This window comes from Micromonospora sp. NPDC005203 (assembly GCF_042872705.1).
GTDB lineage: Bacteria > Actinomycetota > Actinomycetes > Mycobacteriales > Micromonosporaceae > Micromonospora.
The window spans coordinates 146,535-166,647 of the sequence record NZ_JBIAKV010000007.1; the positions used below are offsets into that span (position 1 = coordinate 146,535).

At 72.9% G+C, this 20,113-nt stretch carries 14 protein-coding genes and 1 pseudogene; 9 read left to right on the top strand and 6 right to left on the bottom strand.

What is annotated here, in order from left to right:
• Window positions 1-4: 4 nt before the first annotated feature.
• The 4 genes from ACFYPM_RS17905 (at window position 5) to ACFYPM_RS17920 (ending at window position 3,757) form a co-directional block, all read left to right on the top strand.
• The gene (locus ACFYPM_RS17905) at window positions 5-754 is read left to right on the top strand and encodes a methyltransferase domain-containing protein (protein ID WP_357251011.1); all 750 of its coding nucleotides are present in this window, start codon (window positions 5-7) and stop codon (window positions 752-754) included.
• Window positions 751-1,920, top strand: coding sequence for an alkaline phosphatase family protein (locus ACFYPM_RS17910; RefSeq protein ID WP_387197708.1), 1,170 nt, complete (start codon window positions 751-753; stop codon window positions 1,918-1,920). The genes ACFYPM_RS17905 and ACFYPM_RS17910 overlap by 4 nt, the downstream gene beginning before the upstream one ends.
• A gap of 62 nt (window positions 1,921-1,982) precedes the next feature.
• Complete coding sequence (locus ACFYPM_RS17915) at window positions 1,983-3,242, top strand: DNA polymerase IV (protein ID WP_387197711.1); 1,260 nt, start codon at window positions 1,983-1,985, stop codon at window positions 3,240-3,242.
• A gap of 116 nt (window positions 3,243-3,358) precedes the next feature.
• Window positions 3,359-3,757, top strand: coding sequence for a DUF3040 domain-containing protein (locus ACFYPM_RS17920; RefSeq protein ID WP_387197714.1), 399 nt, complete (start codon window positions 3,359-3,361; stop codon window positions 3,755-3,757).
• A gap of 291 nt (window positions 3,758-4,048) precedes the next feature.
• Here the strand turns inward: ACFYPM_RS17920 and ACFYPM_RS17925 are convergent, their stop codons facing one another.
• From ACFYPM_RS17925 to ACFYPM_RS17935, 3 genes are read right to left on the bottom strand one after another with little or no spacing between them, the layout of a single operon-like run.
• A complete protein-coding gene (locus ACFYPM_RS17925) occupies window positions 4,049-6,526 on the bottom strand; it encodes a transglutaminaseTgpA domain-containing protein (RefSeq protein WP_387197717.1) in 2,478 nt (825 codons plus the stop codon).
• A 16-nt stretch (window positions 6,527-6,542) separates the two neighbouring features.
• The gene (locus ACFYPM_RS17930; RefSeq protein ID WP_387197720.1) at window positions 6,543-7,841 is read right to left on the bottom strand and encodes a DUF58 domain-containing protein; all 1,299 of its coding nucleotides are present in this window, start codon (window positions 7,839-7,841) and stop codon (window positions 6,543-6,545) included.
• Window position 7,842: 1 nt separating this feature from the next.
• Window positions 7,843-8,895, bottom strand: a complete 1,053-nt coding sequence (locus ACFYPM_RS17935) for an AAA family ATPase (RefSeq protein WP_387197722.1) — start codon at window positions 8,893-8,895, stop codon at window positions 7,843-7,845.
• Window positions 8,896-9,297: 402 nt separating this feature from the next.
• On the opposite strand from ACFYPM_RS17935, the gene leuS reads away from it, so the two are divergent.
• Window positions 9,298-12,138, top strand: coding sequence for a leucine--tRNA ligase (gene leuS / locus ACFYPM_RS17940; RefSeq protein WP_387197725.1), 2,841 nt, complete (start codon window positions 9,298-9,300; stop codon window positions 12,136-12,138).
• Between the two features lie 392 nt (window positions 12,139-12,530).
• Here leuS and ACFYPM_RS17945 read toward each other — a convergent pair whose 3' ends face one another.
• From ACFYPM_RS17945 to ACFYPM_RS17955, 3 genes are read right to left on the bottom strand one after another with little or no spacing between them, the layout of a single operon-like run.
• Entirely contained in the window at window positions 12,531-13,214 is a 684-nt protein-coding gene (locus ACFYPM_RS17945; protein WP_387197728.1) for a TVP38/TMEM64 family protein, read from the bottom strand.
• Window positions 13,211-13,930 carry a glutamine amidotransferase gene (locus ACFYPM_RS17950; RefSeq protein WP_357374275.1) on the bottom strand — a complete coding sequence of 240 codons (720 nt, stop codon included), beginning with the start codon at window positions 13,928-13,930 and terminating at the stop codon, window positions 13,211-13,213. The genes ACFYPM_RS17945 and ACFYPM_RS17950 overlap by 4 nt, the downstream gene beginning before the upstream one ends.
• Window positions 13,920-15,167 carry a MurT ligase domain-containing protein gene (locus ACFYPM_RS17955; protein ID WP_357251425.1) on the bottom strand — a complete coding sequence of 416 codons (1,248 nt, stop codon included), beginning with the start codon at window positions 15,165-15,167 and terminating at the stop codon, window positions 13,920-13,922. Before ACFYPM_RS17955 ends, ACFYPM_RS17950 begins: the two co-directional genes overlap by 11 nt.
• Window positions 15,168-15,522: 355 nt before the next feature.
• On the opposite strand from ACFYPM_RS17955, the gene mraZ reads away from it, so the two are divergent.
• The 4 genes and pseudogenes from mraZ (at window position 15,523) to ACFYPM_RS17975 (ending at window position 20,075) form a co-directional block, all read left to right on the top strand.
• The gene (mraZ, locus tag ACFYPM_RS17960; protein WP_357251037.1) at window positions 15,523-15,954 is read left to right on the top strand and encodes a division/cell wall cluster transcriptional repressor MraZ; all 432 of its coding nucleotides are present in this window, start codon (window positions 15,523-15,525) and stop codon (window positions 15,952-15,954) included.
• 205 nt (window positions 15,955-16,159) lie between these two features.
• A pseudogene (gene rsmH / locus ACFYPM_RS17965) lies at window positions 16,160-17,269 on the top strand (16S rRNA (cytosine(1402)-N(4))-methyltransferase RsmH).
• Window positions 17,259-17,864, top strand: a complete 606-nt coding sequence (locus tag ACFYPM_RS17970) for a hypothetical protein (RefSeq protein WP_387197733.1) — start codon at window positions 17,259-17,261, stop codon at window positions 17,862-17,864. Before rsmH ends, ACFYPM_RS17970 begins: the two are co-directional and overlap by 11 nt.
• 3 nt (window positions 17,865-17,867) lie before the next feature.
• Window positions 17,868-20,075, top strand: a complete 2,208-nt coding sequence (locus ACFYPM_RS17975) for a peptidoglycan D,D-transpeptidase FtsI family protein (protein WP_387197736.1) — start codon at window positions 17,868-17,870, stop codon at window positions 20,073-20,075.
• Window positions 20,076-20,113: the final 38 nt, after the last annotated feature.

The window sequence follows — 20,113 nt, forward strand, 5'->3', positions numbered from 1 at the left end:
CCGGGTGGAGCAGACCCGAGGCCGGTTCGCCGAGCCGCCGCTGACACCCCGTACCGCCGTGATCTGGTCGGTGCTCCGCGCCGAGCTGGACCGGCGCGGCGACGCCGAGCTGACCGTGCTCGACGTGGGCGGTGGCACCGGCGGTTTCGCCGTTCCGCTGGCCCGCGCCGGGCACCGGGTCACCGTGGTCGACGCCAGCCCCGACTCCCTCGCGGCGCTCACCCGTCGCGCCGCCGAGGCCGGGGTGGCCGACCGGATCGCCGCGGTGCAGGGCGACGGTGACGCCCTCGCCGGGCTGGTCGAGCCGGCCGGCGTCGACCTGGTGCTCTGCCACGCCGTGCTGGAGGTGGTCGACGACCCGACGCCGGTGGTCGCCGCGCTGGCCACCGCGCTGCGTCCCGGCGGCGCGGCAAGTGTCCTGGTCGCCGGCCGGGCCGCCGCCGTGCTGGGCCGGGCGATGAACGGGCACCTGGACGTCGCGACCGCCCTGGCCACCGATCCGGCCGGCACGGCCGGGCCGCGCGACACACTGCGCCGGCGCTACGACGCCCCCGGGGCCGCCGCGCTGCTCGGCGCCGCCGGGCTGGTGGTCGAGGAGATCCACGGGGTACGAGTGCTGGCCGACCTGCTGCCGGCCGCGGTCGCCGACGGGCAGTCCGCCGCCCTGGTCGAGCTGGAGCGCGCGCTGGCCGCCCAACCGCCGTACCGGGACCTGGCCGCCCAACTGCACCTGTTCGCCCGCCGACCGGCATGAGCGACGACCCGCCACCCGGGCCGCCGCTGGCGGTCCTCGGGCCGCACCACGGCGGTGGCCGTCTCGCGGACGTGCTGCCCAGCGCGCTCGCCGTGCTCGGCGTGCCCGGCTCGGCCGACCCGCTCGGGCTGGCCCCCACGCTGGCCGGGGTGCGCCGGATCGCCGTGCTGCTGGTCGACGGGCTCGGCTGGTACCAGGTGCCGACCGCCGCCCCGTACGCGCCGACGCTCGCCGGGCTGGCCGCGACGACGGCCCGGCCGCTCATCGCGGGTTTCCCGTCCACCACCCCGACCAGCCTGGTGTCGCTGGGCACCGGTGCGCCGCCCGGCGCGCACGGGGTGCTCGGCTTCACCGTGCGGGTGCCCGGCACGGACCGCGTGCTCACCCACACCGACTGGGCCGGGGATCCGTCGCCGCTGAGCTGGCAGCCGGTGACCACCCAGTTGGAGCGCGCCCGCGCCGCCGGTGTGACGACGACTGTGGTGAGTCGGCCCGAGTTCGGCGGCAGCGGGTTGACCCTGGCCGCCAACCGGGGCGGCGACTTCCGGGGCGCCGCCGGTGGGGACGCGGTGGCCACCGCCATGCTGGCCGCGCTGTCCGCCGGCGCCGGGCCGACGCTGGTCTCCGGCTACCACGCCGACCTGGACCGGCACGGCCACGTCAGCGGCGTCGACTCGGCACCCTGGCGGGCCGCCGCCACCGAGGTGGACGCGCTTGTCGCCCGACTGGTCGACGGCCTCCCGCCGGACGCGGCGCTGCTGGTGACCGCCGACCACGGCCAACTCGACATCCCCGCCGAGCACCGCTTCGACCTGGACGCCGACCCGCGCCTGCGCGACGGGGTCCGGGTGGTCGCCGGTGAGGCCCGGGTGCGGTACCTGCACGTCGCGCCGGGCGCGCTCGACGACGTGGTGGCCGCCTGGTCGACCGTGCTCGGTGCCGCCGCGCGGGTACGCACCCGCGACGAGGTGGTGGCCACCGGCTGGTTCGGGCCGGTGTCCGAGGACCACCTCGGGCGGATCGGTGACGTGGTGGTGATCTGCAACGACACCTACGCGGTCATGGCCAGCCGCACCGAGCGGCCGATGGCGTCGAAGCTGGTGGCGTACCACGGGTCGGACACCGCCGCCGAGCTGACCGTGCCGCTGCTGGTCGTGCGCGGCTGACCGACGCACGGTCCGGCCCGCCGGCGGCTGGTGATGTCGTACCTTCGGGTTAACCTGCCCGGATGGGCCGCAGTCAGTCGTTGCCCCGGGGCGGGGATCCGCGCTTCGGGCCGGATGCCGACGACTCCGGCAGCCCGATCCTGCACGTCGACATGGACGCCTTCTTCGCCGCCGTCGAGGTGCGCCGCCGACCGGAGCTGCGCGGCCGGCCGGTGGTCGTCGGCGGGGTGGGGCCGCGCGGCGTGGTCAGCTCGGCCAGCTACGAGGCCCGCCGTTACGGCGTGCGCAGCGCGATGCCGACCAGCCAGGCCCGGGCGCGCTGCCCGCACGCGGTCTACCTGCCACCGGAGTTCAGCGCCTACACGGCCGCCTCCCGGGCGGTGATGCAGATCTTCCGAGACGTCACCCCGCTGGTCGAGCCGCTCTCCCTCGACGAGGCGTTCCTCGACGTGAGCGGCGCCCGCCGGCTCTTCGGCGCCCCGGCCGCCATCGCCCGACTGATCCGCCAACGGGTCGCCGACGAGCAGGCGCTCACCTGTTCGGTCGGGGTGGCGCCGAGCAAGTTCGTGGCGAAACTCGGTTCCACCCGGGCCAAGCCGGACGGCCTGCTGGTGGTGCCCTCGGGGCAGGTGCTCGACTTCCTGCACCCGCTGCCGGTGGACGCGCTCTGGGGAGTGGGGGAGCGGGCCGCCGAGTCGCTGCGCAGGCTCGGCCTGGCCACCGTCGGCGACCTCGCCGAGGCCCCGTTGGGCATGCTCCGCAAGGCGGTCGGCGCGGCGTCGGCGGCCCACCTGCACGAGCTGGCCTGGGGACGGGACCAACGCCGGGTCAGCCCCGAGCACGTCGACAAGTCGATCGGCGCCGAGGTGACCTTCGACGTCGACGTGGCCGACCCGCTGGAGATCCGCCGCGCGTTGCTCGCGCTCAGCGCCAAGGTCGGCGTCCGGTTGCGCGGCTCCGGGCAGGTCGGGCGCACCGTCGCACTCAAGGTGCGGCTGGCCGACTTCCGGACCGTCAGCCGTTCCCGCACCCTCGACGTGCCCACCGACACCGCCCGCGAGATGTTCGACACGGTCTGGGCGCTCTACACCGCACTGGACCCGGGCGAGCGGATCCGGCTCGTCGGTGTCCGGGTGGAGGGGCTCGCCCCGGCGAGGGGCGCGCCCCGACAGCTCACCCTCGGCGCGCCCGAGCGCGGTTGGCGGGAGGCGGAAGCTGCCGCCGACGCCGCCGCTGCCCGATTCGGGCGGTCCGTCATAGGTCCGGCCAGTCTGATGGGCGACCGCGACGCTCAACGAAAGGAAAATCCACCCCACCCGTAGGTCGTCCCGCTTTCCGACGCGCGACCCCCCTCGTAGACTTGCGGGTAAGCAGTCGGATGGCTGCCACGGTCTGTCGGCCCGAGTGGGCCCGACCAACGTGACCGGGGAGGAGTGCCGTGCCGCTCTCGGAGCACGAGCAGCGGCTGTTCGAGCAGATCGAGCGGTCGCTTGCCGAGGACCCCAAATTCGCCTCGGCCGTGCGCGCCAGCGATCCGCGCTTCCATGCGCGGCGTCGCCTGCTCGTCGCCGCCGGCGTCATCATCGCTGGCCTGGCTCTACTGGTCTACGGGGCGGTGATCAAGACTCCACCGCTGGCGGTGGCGGGCTTTGTCGTCATGCTGGCCTCGGCCGCGTTCGCGGTGCAGTCGCACCGGCGAGCACAGTCACCCGACCTGCACGTGGTGGGCGGCACGACAAGTCGTCGTCGTCCCCGCGGTGCCCGGTCCGGTCGCCGGTCGTCGCTCCTGGACCGCATGGAGGACAGGTGGCGGCAGCGCCCGGAGGGGCACCGCTGAGTCAGTCCCGCCGCTGAGGCGGGCCGAACGCCGCGACGAGCGGGTCGCCGGGCACAGCTCCCGGCGACCTCCGTCGCATCCGCGCGCCCCTATCCCATTTCCGCTGCCCGCAGCGCCCTGCTCATGCGTCGACCCCGCACGTCCTGATCCTGCGCTTGGCCTTGATCGAGCGGGTCGACGGCACCCGGAGTCGGCGGGGCAGGCCTGATGTGGCGGGACGGGCTGTCGGGCGGGGTGGCGGTCGGTGGACCGCCACCCCGGCCCTGGACGGGCGTCGCTAGGCTCGGCAGGTCAGCGGGCCGCTCGGTCCGCCAACAGCCGTCGAGGGTTCCAGCGCAGCAGCCGGTACCGGGCTCGCCCGGTCAGCGCCACCATCCGGCCGGAGGTGTCCGCCATGGTGGTCCGCCAGCGCAGCAGCACCGACGGCGGCAACACGGCGGCGACCAGGCGGGTGCGTCGGTCGGCCCGTGCGGCGAGCGCCCCACGGACCGCGCGTAGCGCCGGCAGCAACCGCTCGCCGGTCAGCGGGTCCCGTGCGTAACGGGCCCGCTCCTCCGCCTGGCCGAGCAGCCGCGCCGACCCGGTCGCGGCGGTGTCGTCGCCGAGGGTGTCGCGGACCAGCCGGTCCGCGGTGGCCCGGGGCGTCTCGGTCAGGTCGACCGGGACCCGGAAGTCCACCATCGTGTCGAGCAGTTCCGCCCAGGCGGCGTGTGCGTCCGCGCGGGCACGGTCGGCGTCCACGCCGACCACCACCACCCGCGACCCCGGCTCGACACCGTCGCCGGCGGCTGCCGTGGCGGCCATCGCGGTGCTCGCCGGCTGGCTACCCCGTCGACGGCGCAGCATCAGCCGGCGCAGCGCGGGAATGGCGAGCAGCGCCAGCAGGGCCAGCAGGCCCGCCGTCCACCACGGCCAGACCGGTGGCTGCTCGGCCGGCGTGGTGCCGCCCAGGGACAGCCCGTCGTCGACGTCCCGGTCGGCGTTGTCCGGCCCGGCCGGCCCGGCCGACTCCTCCGGGCCCGCCGGGGCGTCCGTGACGCCGGTGCCCGGGGTGGACGGCTCCGGCGCGTCAGTGTCCGGCGCCCAGGCCGAGCGGGTGGACCCGGGCACCCCGTACGTCGGGGTGGCGTCGAACGGCACCCAGCCGAGCCCGTTGAAGAAGACCTCGGTCCAGGCGTGCAGGTTGAGGTTGGTCAACGTGAACGTGTCACCGTCGCGCTTGCTGCCGTTGGTGAACCCGAACGCCACCCGGGCCGGAATGCCCGCCGAACGGACCAGCCAGGCCATCGCGGCGGCGTACTGCTGGCAGTAGCCGACCTTGTTGGTGAGGAAGTTGACGATGTCCTGCCCGCTGCTGCCGCTCTCGGTGCTCAGCCGGTAGCTGAAACCGTTGTCCGCCGAGAAGTGCTGGTAGATCGCCAGCACCTTGTCGTAGTCGGTGCGCTTGCCCTGGGTCAGGCCCTTGACCAACTCCTCCACCTCGGGCACCGGCCCGGGGGTGGCGGTCATCTGCCGGCGGACCGGGTGGTCGGTCGGCAGCGATTGGGCGGCCCGCAGGGTCGCCGGCGTGTACGTCGAGCGGACGTAGTCGAAGGAGTACTTCCGGCCGCGGGAGTTCTCCCGGTTGGAGAAAACGACCTGCTGGTTGGGGTCGTAGCGCCAGTTGCCGCTGAGGTCGTCGGTGCGCACCGGCTCGGCGTACACCGGCATGAGCGACATGCTCAGGCTCTTGGTGACCTCGACGGTGGCCCGGTAGCTGGTCTGCTGCACGCCGGGGCGGGCCCGCTCGGCCGGGTTGGGCAGGTCCCGGTTGGCCGGCTGGCCGCTCGGGCTGCGCGCCTGGAAACCGGTCGGACGCAGCTCGTCGGCCACGGCGTAGCGTAGGTAGAACGGGTCGCGCTCCGAGGTGGTGACCTTGACCAGGTCGGCCACCTGGGACTGGTTGAGCTGACCGGCGAGCGAGGCGAAGAGGTCGATCCGACCCGATGTGCCGCCCGAACCGGACCCGTTGCCGGTGCCGTCGCCCGGACCACGACTGAGGGAGTCGAGGATCCCGCCACTCATGCCGGGCACCGCCAGCGGCAGCGCCACCGCCAGCGCCACCCCGACCACCGCGAGCCGACGGCCAGCCGACGCCAGCGGCGAGGCCTCCCACACGTCGACGTCGCGGCCGTCGCCGGTGAACCGACGCCCGAACCTGCGTACCCGGTCGACGTTGTCGGTGACCAGCAGCCAGAGGTAACCGGCGGCGCCCACCACGAACGGCGTCGCGGGGACGCTGTCCACGTAGACGGCGACCGGCACCGAGTAGATGGCGAGCATCGGCAACCCCGCCAGCGCGGGCCGGCGCAGCCCCACCGCCAGGACATCCACCAGTACGGCGACCGCGCCGACGCCGAGCACGGCGATGAACAGCAGCGGGTCGGTGTCCGGGACCTCGACCCCGTACCTGCGCATGTCCTGCAGGGAGGCGTTGAGCAGGTCGGCGAAGTGCGCGAACGTGCTCGGCGTGGGCACGATGGCGAGCAGTTCCTGGTTGCTGGGGAACATCCAGGTCAGGGCGAGGGCCAACCCGGCCAGCATGCCCAGCACCTGACCCCACAGTGGCGCCCGGACCAGCCTGGTCAGCGCGGCCGCCCCGGCCACCACGGCGACCGCGATGATCGACTCGACGAGCCACGTCCAGCTCTGGAAGATGGCCGACAGCGGCGCGGCGGCCAGCAGCGTGGCCGTGGCCGCCACCAGGCCGATGTGGCGACTGGCGATCATGAGGGGACCCTTCCGTTCATCGCACGCCGCCGGCGACCGTCTCCGCCAGCGCGGCGCGCAGGGCGAAGCCCTGGGAGCCCCGACCGGTCTGCGGCCACAGCGTCGGCAGTCGGGCACCGTGGTCGACGCCGACGACCCGCCAGCCACTCTGCAACATGGCGAGGACGGCGGCGGCGTGCGCGTGCTCCGCCTCCGCCCGGGCCTTTTCCGGCAGGCTGAGCCAGGTGGAGCTGTTGAGCAGGAAGCCGATGCAGGTGGCGCCGTTGCCCCGCAGCCCGGCCAGCAGCTCGGCCTCGGCCACGCTCACCGTGCCGAACAGCCCGATGATCAACCCGCCGTCGGCGCGCTGACGGACCCGCTGCACGAGACCTGTCACCTCGGCGCGCTGATCGAGGCGCACCTCCGCGAGGTGGTCGAGCAGCGCCCCGTCACCGCCGGCCTCCGACGCGTCCACGTCGACGCCCGAGCCGGTGACCAGGCGCAGCTTGTAGCCGGCCTGGCGCAGGTGGACGGCGATGCTCGCGGCGGCGGAGACGGACCACTCGAAACTGGCCGTCGGCCCCTCGCCGCGGTGGCCGTACGCCCGGGTGTCCAGGACGACAGTGGCTCGGCTCTCCCACGGCTGCTCCTCGCGGCGCACCATCAGCTCGCCGGTACGCGCGGTGGACTTCCAGTGCACCCGACGCAGGTCGTCGCCGCGCCGGTACTCCCGGGTCGCCGCGTCGTCCTCGCCGTGCACCGCCACCGACCGGGCGCGGCTGTCGCCGCTGCCCGCGTACTCCCCGGGGAGCCGGACCGACGGCAGCGGAGCGACCTGCGGGATGACCGTCAGGTGGTCGGTGCTGGGGAAGGACCGGGTGAGCTCGCAGAGGCCGAACGGGTCGGTTATCCGGACCACCAGCGGACCCACGTCGTACCGGCCCCGCACGTCGGCCCGCACGGTGTACGCCACCGAACTCGCCTGGTGCGCGCCGAGCCGCTCCAACACCACCCGGGGTCGGCTGCCCAGGGCGTAGGGCAACCGGTCCTCCAGCAGGAGCGTGCCGGTCGGTAACCGGGAGAGGTTCTGCAGACGCAGCACCACGCGGGAGTTGGCACCGACCGGAACCCGGTGCGGGTCGAGCGAACGGTTGCAGGCCAGCTTGTAACGGCTGCGCCCGACATAGGCCGCGGCCAGCAGCGGCAGGATGGCCAGCAGCACCGCCACCCGCAGCAGGTCCCTCTCGCCGAGGATGCCGGACGAGATCGCCGCCGCGGCCGCGGCGGCGAGGAAGGAGCGCCCGCGGGTGGTCAGCCCGCGCAGCCCGGCACGCACGTCATGGCCTCCGCGGCTCGTAGGGCGCGCGACCGTTGCCGGAGGCGGGCCGGGTGTCGTACTGGTTGCGCTGCCGGTCGTGCGGCAGCGGCAGGCGGTGCACCAGCTCGGAGACGATCGCGTCGGTGGTGCGCCGGGCGAGCTGCGCGTCGGCGGTCGGGATGATCCGGTGCGCGAGCACCGGCACCGCCAGGGCCTGCAGGTCGTCGGGGAGCACGTAGTCGCGGCCCTCCAAAGCGGCGACCGCGCGGGCGGTGCGCAGCAGCTGCAGGGTGGCCCGGGGAGAGGCGCCGAGCCGCAGGTCGGGGGCCTCGCGGGTGGCGGTGACCAGGTCGATCGCGTACTGCTTGACCGCGTCCGCGACGTGCACCTGCCGGACGGTGGCGATGAGCTGCCGGACGATGTCCGCGTCGGAGACCGCGCGCAGCTCGTTCAGCGGGTCGGTGGCACCGTGGCCGTCGAGCATGGCCAGCTCGGCGTTGGCGTCCGGGTAGCCCATCGCGATGCGGGCGGTGAACCGGTCGCGCTGCGCCTCGGGCAGCGGGTAGGTCCCCTCCATCTCGATCGGGTTCTGGGTGGCGATGACCATGAACGGGGTCTGGAGCTGGTACGTCACCCCGTCGACGGTGACCTGCCGCTCCTCCATGCACTCCAGCAGCGCCGACTGGGTTTTCGGCGAGGCGCGGTTGATCTCGTCGCCGACCACCAGGTTGGCGAACACGGCACCGGGACGGAACTCGAAGTCGTGTGTCTCCTGGTTGTAGACGCTGACCCCGGTGACGTCGCTGGGCAGCAGGTCGGGGGTGAACTGGATCCGTCGTACCGTGCAGTCGATGGACCGCGCGAGGGCCTTGGCCAGCTTGGTCTTGCCGACACCGGGAACGTCTTCGATCAGGAGGTGACCCTCGGCGAGCAGGACGGCCAGGGCGAGCCGCACGGTGGCGGTCTTACCCTCGATGACCTGCTCGATGTTGGCCACGATGGCCTCGCTGGCGGCGCGGAACTCGTCGTGCGGCAGTAGGCCGCCCACCTCGTCCCAGGTCTGTTGTGTCACGGGCCTCCTCCTCGTCGCCGTCACGGCAGCTCTGTTGAGAGCACCTGGACCCGCCGTTGGGTTCGCGACGTCGAGCCTCGTTTGCCGCAGGAATCTCACTAGCCTCTCAGGCTAACCATGTTTGTCGTTATCGCCGACCCCCGCAGGTAGTCCGTCGGTTACGCCCCGATATTCGCCGCCTCGGGGGACCCGGCCCGCGTACCCCTGCGGCCGGCGGGGTGGGCGGCCGGCGCGGTACACTGCCGAACATGGCCGGAGTCTTCCTGCTTCTTACCGGGCCGTGCTGATGCGCTGAGCGCAGCGACAGCACGGCGGCCCCTCCTGTGCGAGGGGCATTTTTGTGCCCGTCGCCGGCCCGGCCCGGCGACGCCGAGACGAAGCGAAGCGAAGCGAGGAGAGACGATGAGTGAGGCAGCCGCACCGGCGGGCGACATTCCCCCGTTCCGGTACACCGCAGCCCTGGCCGACGAGATCGAGGTCCGTTGGCAGGACACCTGGGCGCGCGAGGGCACCTTCCACGCACCGAACCCGACCGGCCCGCTGGCCGACCCGACCCACCCCCGCGCCGGCGCGGAGAAGCTGTACGTGCTGGACATGTTCCCGTACCCCTCCGGAGCCGGCCTGCACGTCGGCCACCCGCTGGGCTACATCGGCACCGACTGCTACGCCCGCTACCAGCGGATGGCCGGTCGCAACGTGCTGCACGCGATGGGCTTCGACGCGTTCGGCCTGCCCGCCGAGCAGTACGCGGTGCAGACCGGCACCCACCCCCGGACCACCACTGTCGCGAACATCGAGCGGTACAAGGCGCAACTGCGCCGGCTGGGGCTGGCGCACGACGAGCGCCGCTCGGTGGCCACCATCGACACCGACTTCTACCGCTGGACCCAGTGGATCTTCCTGCAGATCTTCAACTCCTGGTACGACCGCGACGCCGGCAGGGCCCGTCCGATCGCCGAGCTGATCGCCGAGTTCGAGGGCGGTAACCGGCCCACCCCGGACGGCCGGGCGTGGGCCGAGCTGAGCGTCGCCGAGCGCCGCCAGGTCGTCGACGACCACCGCCTGGCGTACGTCTCGCACGCCCCGGTCAACTGGTGCCCCGGGCTGGGCACCGTGCTGGCCAACGAGGAGGTCACCGCCGACGGGCGCTCCGACCGGGGCAACTTCCCCGTCTTCAAGCGCAACCTGAAGCAGTGGAAGATGCGGATCACCGCGTACGGCGACCGGCTGCTGGACGACCTGGACGCCCTGGACTGGCCCGAGCCGATCAAGCTGATGCAGCGCAACTGGATCGGCCGCTCCACCGGCGCCCACATCGACTTCCCCACCGAGCAGGCACCGGTGCGGGTGTTCACCACCCGGCCGGACACCGTCTTCGGTGCCACCTACATGGTGCTGGCGCCCGAGCACGAGCTGGTCGACCCGCTGGTGCCGGCCGCCTGGCCGGACGGCACGAGGGACGCCTGGACCGGCGGGCACGCCAGCCCCCGGGTGGCCGTCGAGGCATACCGCAAGGCGGCGGCGGCCAAGACCGACGTCGAGCGGCAGTCCGACACCAAGGAGAAGACCGGCGTCTTCATCGGCGCGTACGCCACCAACCCGGTCACCGGCGGGCAGATCCCGATCTTCATCGCCGACTACGTGCTGGCCGGCTACGGCACCGGCGCGATCATGGCGGTGCCGGCGCAGGACGAGCGGGACTGGGCGTTCGCCGAGGTCTTCGAGCTGCCCATCGTGCGTACGGTGCAGCCGGCGGAGGGCTTCGACGGCAAGGCGTACACCGGGGACGGCCCGGCGATCAACAGCGCCGCGCCCGAGGGCGGCCTGGACCTGAACGGCCTGGGGGTCGCCGACGCCAAGGCGGCGACCATCGCCTGGCTGGAGGCGAACGGGCACGGCACCGGCGCGGTGACCTACCGGCTGCGCGACTGGCTGTTCTCCCGGCAGCGGTACTGGGGTGAGCCGTTCCCGATCGTCTACGACTCCACCGGCGCGGCCATCGCCCTGCCGGAGGAGATGCTGCCGGTCGAGCTGCCGGAGGTGGACGACTTCTCCCCGAAGACGTTCGACGCCGACGACGCCAACAGCAACCCGGAGACCCCGCTGTCGCGGCGGCGCGACTGGGTCGAGGTCGAGTTGGACCTGGGTGACGGGCCGAAGCGCTACACCCGCGAGACCAACGTGATGCCGCAGTGGGCCGGCTCCTGCTGGTACGAGCTGCGTTACCTGGACCCGACGAACAGCGGGCGGTTCGTCGACGCGGAGAACGAGCGCTACTGGATGGGCCCGCAACGCGAGGGCGACTGCGGAGGCACCGACCTGTACGTCGGCGGCGCCGAGCACGCCGTGCTGCACCTGCTGTACGCGCGGTTCTGGCACAAGGTGCTGTTCGACCTGGGGCACGTGTCGTCGTTCGAGCCGTTCCGCAAGCTGTTCAACCAGGGCATGATCCAGGCGTACGCGTACACCGACTCGCGCGGCAGCTACGTGCAGGCCGAGGAGGTCTTCGAGCGCGACGGCGCCTACTACCTGGGTGACCTGGCGGTCAGCCGCGAGTACGGCAAGATGGGCAAGTCGCTGAAGAACGTGGTGACCCCCGACGACATGTGCGCCGCCTACGGCGCGGACACCTTCCGGGTGTACGAGATGTCGATGGGCCCGCTGGAGGTGTCCCGCCCCTGGGAGACCCGGGCGGTGGTCGGCTCGTACCGGTTCCTGCAGCGGGTCTGGCGGGCCGTCGTCGACGAGCAGACCGGCGAGCCGCGGATCACCGAGGATCCGGCCGACGAGGCGGTCCGCCGGCTGCTGCACACGGTGATCGACGGGGTCCGTGGCGACATGGACGGCATCCGGTTCAACACCGCGATCGCCAAGCTGATCCAGTTGACCAACGGGCTGACCGGTCTGTCGGCCACGCCGCGTGAGGTGGCTGAGCCGCTGGTGCTGATGGTGGCGCCGTTCGCCCCGCACCTGGCCGAGGAGCTGTGGCGCAAGCTGGGCCACGACACCTCGCTGACGTACGCGGACTTTCCGACCGCCGACCCGGCGCTGCTGGTGGCCGACACGGTGACCTATCCGGTGCAGGTCAACGGCAAGGTCCGTGGCCGCGTCGAGGTCCCCGCCGACGCCGCCGAGGAGACCGTCCGCGCGGCGGCCCTGGACGCGGTGGCCGCGGCGCTGGCGGGCAAGGAACCCCGCAAGGTCATCGTGGTCAAGGGCCGCATGGTGTCCGTGGTGGCGTAACACGCCCCGCGCCCCCCCCCCCCCCCCCGCGCCCCCCGCCCCACGCCCCCGCGATCTTGCACTTTCGGTCCCTGATTTGCCCTCTCGTGAGCGGTATGTCGGGACAGGAACTGCAAGATCGCGGGGGATCAGAGGGTCGGCGCCGCCTGGACCACGGCGCTGTGGGTCTGCTGCGTCAACGTAGCTGAGCACCTGCCGGCCGCGGTCGTCGACGCCCAGGTGGCGGGGCGCGAGGTCCGCGTCCACTATGGCCAGGTGACGCAACAGCGCGCCGACGAGGTCCAGGTTGACGGGCGGGATACGTCGTACCGTGTCTCCGATCCGGACCACGTCGGCGACGAACCCGCCGGACCGGGGCTGATCGGCCCGGTTGGCGGTCTGCTCCGCGGTGGTCAGACCGGCATGCGTCGGCGTCGGCGCTCGGCGCGCCACCACTGATGGATGAGCACCAGGCTGGCAATCAGGCCGAGGCTGGCGGGGGCGGCGGCGTACCAGTTGATGTGGCCTGGGGAGCTGACCGCGGCGCCGATCGCCGCGTAGCCGAAGGCGGTCGGCGCGGAGGCGATGACGCTTCCGGCCAGGAACGGCAGCACCCGGGCGCCGGTCGTGCCGTAGCCGTAGCTGACCAGCCCGAAGCCGGCGATGGGTAGCAGCCGGACGGTGACCACACCGACCACGCTCTGCCGGGCGAACCAGCCGTCGAGGCGGGCCAGGCGACCACGGACCCGTTCGGCCACGAACTCCCGGCCGAGCAGCCGGCCGACCGTGAACCCGATCGCCGCGGCCACCAGCGCGGCGCCCAGGGCGTACGCGGCGCCCTCCAGCGGGCCGAAGATCGCGCCCGCGGCGAGCGTGACGAAGGTCCGGGGGACCAGGGCCACCAGCAGCAGCGCGCCGCCGAGGATGGCCGCCACCGGGGCGAGGTCACCCAGCCGGTCGGCCAGCAGGGGTAGCTGCGCCGGATCCGGCCGGGGCACCAGGAGCAGCAGGAGCCCGCAACCGCCGATCAGCAGGACGAGCAGGGCGAACCGGGCGGCCGACGGCTGGCGGAGCAGCCGCCGGACGGCTCGGATCATGCCCGGGCGGGGGCCACTGCGGAGCGGCGCTCGTTGCGGAGCCGGTCCGACCAGGTGTCGTCCAGTGGAGGGAGTTGGTGTGCGCCGGTGGCCCAGCGCAGCAGCAGGTCGGCCAGGGCCGGGTTGCGGGCCAGTGCCGGGCCGTGCGAATACGTGCCCAGCAGCTTGCCGCGCCATGCGCCCTCGGTGGCGCCGTCGTTGCCGACCCCGGTGCTGACCCGGGCCAACGGGGCGACCTCCGGACCGAGATGGGTGCGACCGCCGTGGTTCTCGAAACCGGTGAGCGGGGGCAGACCCAGCCGGGGGTCGATCTCACCGGCCAGCTCGCCGACGGCCCGGCTCTCGCCCCGGTCGGACTGCAGGTCGAGCAGCTCCAGCCCCCGACACTGCACACCCTTGGCGAAGAAGGAGGTGCCGAGCAGTTGGTAACCGGCGCAGACGCCGAACACCACCGACCCCTGGGCGACCGCCCGGTGCAGGCCGCCGTCGGCGATCAGCCGCTGCGCGCCCAACGCCTGCGGGCCGTCCTCGCCGCCGCCGACCAGGTAGATGTCGGCGGTCGCGGGCAGCCGCTGGTCGGAGCGGACCTCAAGCACCTCGACCGGCATGCCGCGTTGGCGGGCCCGGCGGGCGAGGATCAGGGCGTTGCCCCGGTCGCCGTAGGTGGACAGCAGGTCGGGATAGATCCAGACGATGCGCAGGCTCTCAGATGACACGGTCCAACTCCGCTCGGATGTCCTGGAACGCGGTGTAGTTCGCGATGACCTCCAGCCGCCCGGGCGGGACCGACCGGAGCGCGTCGTCGAACGTGCGGACGTGCTGGAACGGGACGTCGTTGACGTCCAGTCGAACCGCCAGGTCGTATGCCCGGTCGCCGGTGATCAACACCTGCCGGCCGCGGAGCGGGGCGAAGTCGACGTCGTAGAGCCAGGAGGTGTCCAGACCGTCGGGGTCGCGCGCGTTGATGGAGAGCAGGGTCGGCGCGTCGTCGGCCATGTCGAACGCCTCCAGCCAACTGGCCGGGTTCTTTGCCAGCAACAGCCGGATGTTGCGCCCGTCCTTGTCGACCTGCGCGTAGCGGCCGGCCACCGAGGTGACGATGCCGAGGCGGGACACCGCGTCGACCGGGCGTACGCCGAACTCGGCGGCCACCGCCAGCGCGGTCGCCGCGTTGCCGAGGTTGACCTTGCCGGGCAGTTGGAGGGAGACCTTGTGCCAGGCCCCGGTGGGGTCGAGCACGCCCTCGTCCTCGACGACCCAGTTCGGCTCCGGTCGGCGCAACGGGCAGCCGGTGCACCACCACTGCTCGCCGGAGCGCTGGATGGTGGAGCCGCACTCCGGGCAGACCCAGGAGTCGTCGTGCCAGCGCTGGCCGGCGCTGAACCAGGTCACCGGCGGCGGGTTGATGCCCCGGGCGGGGTCCCCCGGCGGGGTGGCCGCCCAGACCACGAGCGGGTCGTCGGCGTTGGCCACCACCCGGACGTTCGTGTGCCGGACCAGCGCCGCACGCCAGAGCTGCGCCATCATGGCGACCTCCTTGGCGCGATCGAGCTGGTCGCGGGAGAGGTTGAGCAGCGCGACCACGTGCGGCTCGGTCGCCTCCAGCACCTGTGCGAGGTAGTGCTCGTCCACCTCCAGCACCGCGTACGGGGTGCTGCCGGCCTTGGCCAGTGCCGAGGTGTGCCCGCTGGGCATGTTGGCGCCGAACGAGTTGGTGGCGACCCGGCCGAGCACGCCGACCGCTGCGGAGGTCAATCGGGTGGTGGTGGTTTTGCCGTTGGTGCCGGAGACGAGCGCGATCGCACGCCCGGCCGACAGGTGGGCCAGCAGGTCCGGGTCGATCTTCAGGCCGATCCACCCGCCGATCACCGAACCGTCGCCACGGCCGGCCGCCCGGGAGAGCGCCGCGGCGGTCCGTGACACGGAGCTGGCCACCTTGGCCCGTAGGGGCATTTTCGCGTCCGTCACGCGAGCGAGGTTACCGGACCGTCCGCCCCGCCAGATCGCCGCCGACGGTGAACCGTTCGGCCGTGGCGGCGGTGCGGGTGGCCGGGAGGACCTCCACCGGACGGAGTCGATCTATGTCGGAAAGCGGACCACGCCGGGGGGCCGCTGCGGCCCTCCACTCCGCTCCACCCCTCGTGACGTGCAGTTTTACCACCGGATCGGACACGCCGCGCGGGCGAATCTGGTTGCAGGTGGAGGGAAGTGGAGTAGAGTGGGGACCAATGGTGAGGCCGGGAGGGCTCACCGGCCCGGGGGGTCAGCGGCGCCGCGAACGCCGCTCAGGGGCGAGGGGGTAGGGCCGGTGTTTCTCGGCACCCACACTCCACGCCTGGACGAAAAGGGCCGGTTGATCCTTCCGGCCAAGTTTCGGGATGAGCTGGCGGGGGGTGTCGTGGTCACCAAAGGGCAGGAGCGCTGCCTCTACGTCTTCCCGACCCCTGAGTTCCAGCGGATCGCGGACCAGTTGCGCGCGCAGCCGATGACGCACAAGGCGTCCCGGGCCTACAGCCGGGTCTTCTTCGCCAGCGCGCACGACGAGGTTCCGGACAAGCAGGGTCGGGTAACCATTCCGGCCCACCTGCGGGCGTATGCCGCGCTGGACCGCGACCTGGTCGTGATCGGTGCGAGCACGCGGGTGGAGATCTGGGACAAGGCAGCCTGGGAGACCTACCTCGCCGACAGCGAGGACGACTTCGCCGACATCTCGGAGGGGGTGCTGCCCGGCGGTCTGTAGGGCGGAACGGCGCCCGACGTACTGCGAGATCTCCAGCCGCTTTCGAGTTCCTGGCACCCCTTCCCCGGTGCCAGGCGCACGATCCAGTCATCGGGCGACGGTCCGGTGTCCGGCGGGAGCGGATGGGGATCTGGCGGTACGACGGCAGCGCCGTCCGACGACAGGCGCACGAGGAGAACGGACGTTTCAACCAGTGGGGGTCACCATGGGGGAGTTGCGCGGCACGCACGTGCCGGTGCTGCTTGAGCGGTGTCTTGAGCTGCTGGCCCCCGCGCTGGGTCGAGGCGGCCGGACGGTCCACGTCGACGCGACGCTCGGCCTGGCCGGGCACGCGGAGGCGGTGCTCGAGGCGCACCCGGAGACGGTCCTGATCGGGCTCGACCGGGACACCGAGGCGCTCGCTCACGCGCGGGTCCGGCTGGCCCGGTTCGCCGATCGGGTGCACCTGGAGCACGCCGTCTACGACGAGTTGCCCGAGGTACTGGACCGGCTGGGCTATCCGGGCATCGACGCCGTCCTGTTCGACCTGGGTGTGTCGTCGTTGCAGTTGGACGCGCCCGACCGCGGGTTCGCGTACGCCCAGGACGCGCCACTGGACATGCGGATGGACCAGACCCGGGGGGTGACCGCCGAGGAGGTGGTCAACACCTACGCGCATCCGGACCTGGCCCGGGTGCTGCGGGTCTACGGCGAGGAGAAGTTCGCCGGCCGGATCGCCTCGGCGATCCTGCGGGAGCGGGAACGCGGGCGGATCACCTCGTCGGCGCGGTTGGCGGAGCTGGTCCGGGAGTCCATCCCGGCACCGGCCCGACGAACGGGCGGTCATCCGGCAAAGAGAACGTTTCAGGCTTTACGGATCGAGGTAAACAGAGAGCTGGCAGCGCTGGAGACAGCGTTGCCATCAGCGCTCGACGCACTGACCGTGGGCGGTCGCATGGTTGTCCTGTCCTACCACTCCCTGGAGGACAGGCTCACCAAGGTGGCGCTCGCGGACCGGGTCCGCAGTAAGGGCCCGGTCGACCTTCCGGTCGAGCTTCCCGGGTCCGGTCCGACGTTCCGGCTGCTCAGCCGGGGCGCCGAACTGCCCGGGGAGGCGGAGGTCGCCGTGAATCCGCGGGCCGCCTCGGTGCGGCTGCGGGCAGCGGAACGACTCGACCCGAACGCGACTGAGCAGGGGCGGACCGACCGCGAACGGTCTCGCCGACGGGTGAAGGGAATGCACCAACCGGGCACGGGGTCCGCCTGATCCGTGGGGGGTCAGGGGCACCGGGACGGCAGAGGGACGGACGTTGAGGGGGAGGGACATGAACATTGACAAGCGCGGCCGCCGGGACGTCACCGGCGACGGGCAGCGCGCACCGCGGTCGGGGGGCCGGACCGCGGCGGAGCGGGCTCCGCGCCTCGGAAACGGTACGCCACGCATCGATCGAGTGAACCGGCAGGGGGAGACTCGCGCCCGGGGGGCGCGCGAGTTCCCGACCCAGGGCGCCACCGCGCTGCGGCCGGTCGAAACGGCCGGCAGTGCCGCCAAGGCGCGTCCGCCGCGGCTGCGGGTGGCGCCGCCGCCGCCGATGTCGGTGCCGCGCGCGCCGTTCGCGGCGCTGATCGTGGTGCTGGTGGTCGGTGGGGTGCTGGGCATCCTGGCGATCAACACCAAGATCAACGAGAACGCGTTTCGGCAGGAGCGGTTGCAGCAGCAGCAGGCTCGACTGGACCTGGAGAAGCAGCAGTTGGACAAGCAGATCGCCGAGTACGAGGCGCCGGGCAACCTGACCGCCGAGGCGCGGCGGCTGGGCCTGGTGGACGCTGGCGAGCCGGGTTACATCCGGCTGCCGGACGGCAAGACCATCGGCGTGCCGCAGCCGGCGACCGGTAAGCCGTCGGTGACCAGCCAGGGTGCGGGAGGCTGACCCGTGCCACGAAGGTCGGACGAGCCGCGCCGGGACCCCACGGGGTCCCGGCGCGGTTCTTCGCGTGACGCCAGCCCCACCGACTCCGAGCCGCGCACCGGCGAGCCCGGCATCGGGGGCATCTCCGGCGCCCGCGCGTACACGCCACGGGGTCGGACCGTCCGCGACGAGCGCGGCACGCCACCGCGCGCGGTGGGCGCCGAGCAACGGCGCACGCCGCGCAGCACCCGTTCCGGCGATCCGTTCCGGCCGGCGTTGCAGGTGCTCGACGGTGGTCGGGCCGCCGCCCGGGCCGGTCGCCGCGACGCCCCGGCCGCGGGACGGGGTGGCGTGGTGCGCACTGTCGCGCCGCGTACCCCCCGAGGACCGGGCGTCGACGAGCCGCCGCCGCGCCGACGGACCACGCCGCGCGCGCCACGCCGCGCCGACCGCCCGGCGGCCCGGCGGCCGTCCCGCAAGCCACCGCGCCCGCCGAAGCTGGCCGACTCGCGGCTGCGGCTGCGGCTGGGCACCGCCCTGGCCCTGACGTTGTTCGCGAGCATCGGGATCCGGCTGATCTTCCTCCAGGCCGTCGACGCCCCGGCGTACGCCGGCGGCGGCGTCATCGACCGCACCCGCACCGTGGAACTGCCGGCGGCGCGGGGCGCGATCTACGACCGCACCGGTGCCCCGCTGGTGCGCAGCGTCGAGGCACGGTACGTGTTCGCCGATCCCCCCGAGGTGGAGGACCCGGCCGGCACCGCCCAGGCGCTCTCACCGCTGCTCGCCATCCCGGCGTCGAAGCTCACCGGGCTGCTCAAGCCCCGCAAGTTGGAGAACGGAAACGACTCCCGATTCGTGTACCTGGCCCGGGGGGTGGAGATCTCCACCGCCGAGCAGGTGCAGGCGCTTGAGTTGCCGGGGATCGGGGTGCACCGCGACGAGCGTCGCGAGGTGCCCGGGGGTGACCTGGCGGCCAACCTGATCGGCTTCACCAGTCAGGACATGGTCGGGTTGGAAGGGCTGGAGGCCCGCTACAACGACGTGCTCGCGGGTCAGGACGGCAAGCGGAGGTACGAGGCCGGCCGCCGTGATCTCGATGCGGCGATCCCGGGCGGCTACAGCCTGACCACGCTCGCCAAGCCGGGCAGCTCGCTGAGTCTCACCATCGATCGTGACCTGCAGTTCCGGACGCAGCGGATCCTCAGCGAGGGCATGGCCCAGGTGCGGGGCGGCACCGGCGCGGCCGTGATCATCGAGATTCCCTCCGGGGAGGTGCTGGCCCAGGCCAGCAATCCCACCTACAGCGCGGCGAAGCCGTTGCCGAGCGACCCGGTCGCCCGGGAGGACGCGGCGACCAGCTTCGTCGTCGACCCCGGCTCGGTGCACAAGGCGATCACCTACGGCGCGGCCCTCCAGGAGGGGGTGATCACCCCGGACACCACGCTGCCCGTCCCCAACAACATCACGATGGGTGACACCCGGTTCTCCGACACGCACCCGGCCAACGGCAAGCGGATGAGCATCCCCGGGATGCTCGCCTACTCGTCGAACGTCGGCACCATCACGATCGCCGAGAAGCTCGGCCCGGACCGGTTGATCGACTACCAGAAGCGGTTCGGGCTGGGCAAGCCGACCGGCGAGGGGATGCCGGGGGAGGCCGGCGGGCGACTGCTGCCGGCCGACGAGTGGAGCGCATCGTCGCACGGGTCGGTGCCGATCGGGCACAGCGTCGACGCCACGCCGCTGCAGATGGCCGCCGCGTACGCCGCCATCGCCAACAACGGCACGTACGTGCAGCCGCACCTCGTCAAGGAGGTGATCGGCCCGGACGGCAAGCGCACCCCCGCGCCCGCCCCGGTGACCCGGTCGGTGCTCAGCCCGCAGAACGCGGCGGCCCTGCGCACCATGCTGGAGGCGGTCACCACTGTCGACCACGCCACCGGCGTCACCGCCGCGGTCCCCGACTACCGGGTCGCCGGTAAGACCGGCACCGGCTCGCGGCTGGTCAACGGCAAGATAGCGCCCGACACGGTGTCCTCCTTCATCGGCATGGCCCCCGCCGAGAACCCCCGCTACGTGATCGCTGTCTTCGTGTACTCGCCCGACGGTGGGGGCGCGGCGATCGCCAATCCGGCGTTCCGCGACATGATGCAGTTCACGCTGCGTCACTATCGCGTTCCGCCGTCCACCGGCGGTTCGGCACCCAAGTTCGTGGTCTATCCGCGCTGAGCAGCGATGGCGGGACATCATCGGTGAGTGCCGACGAA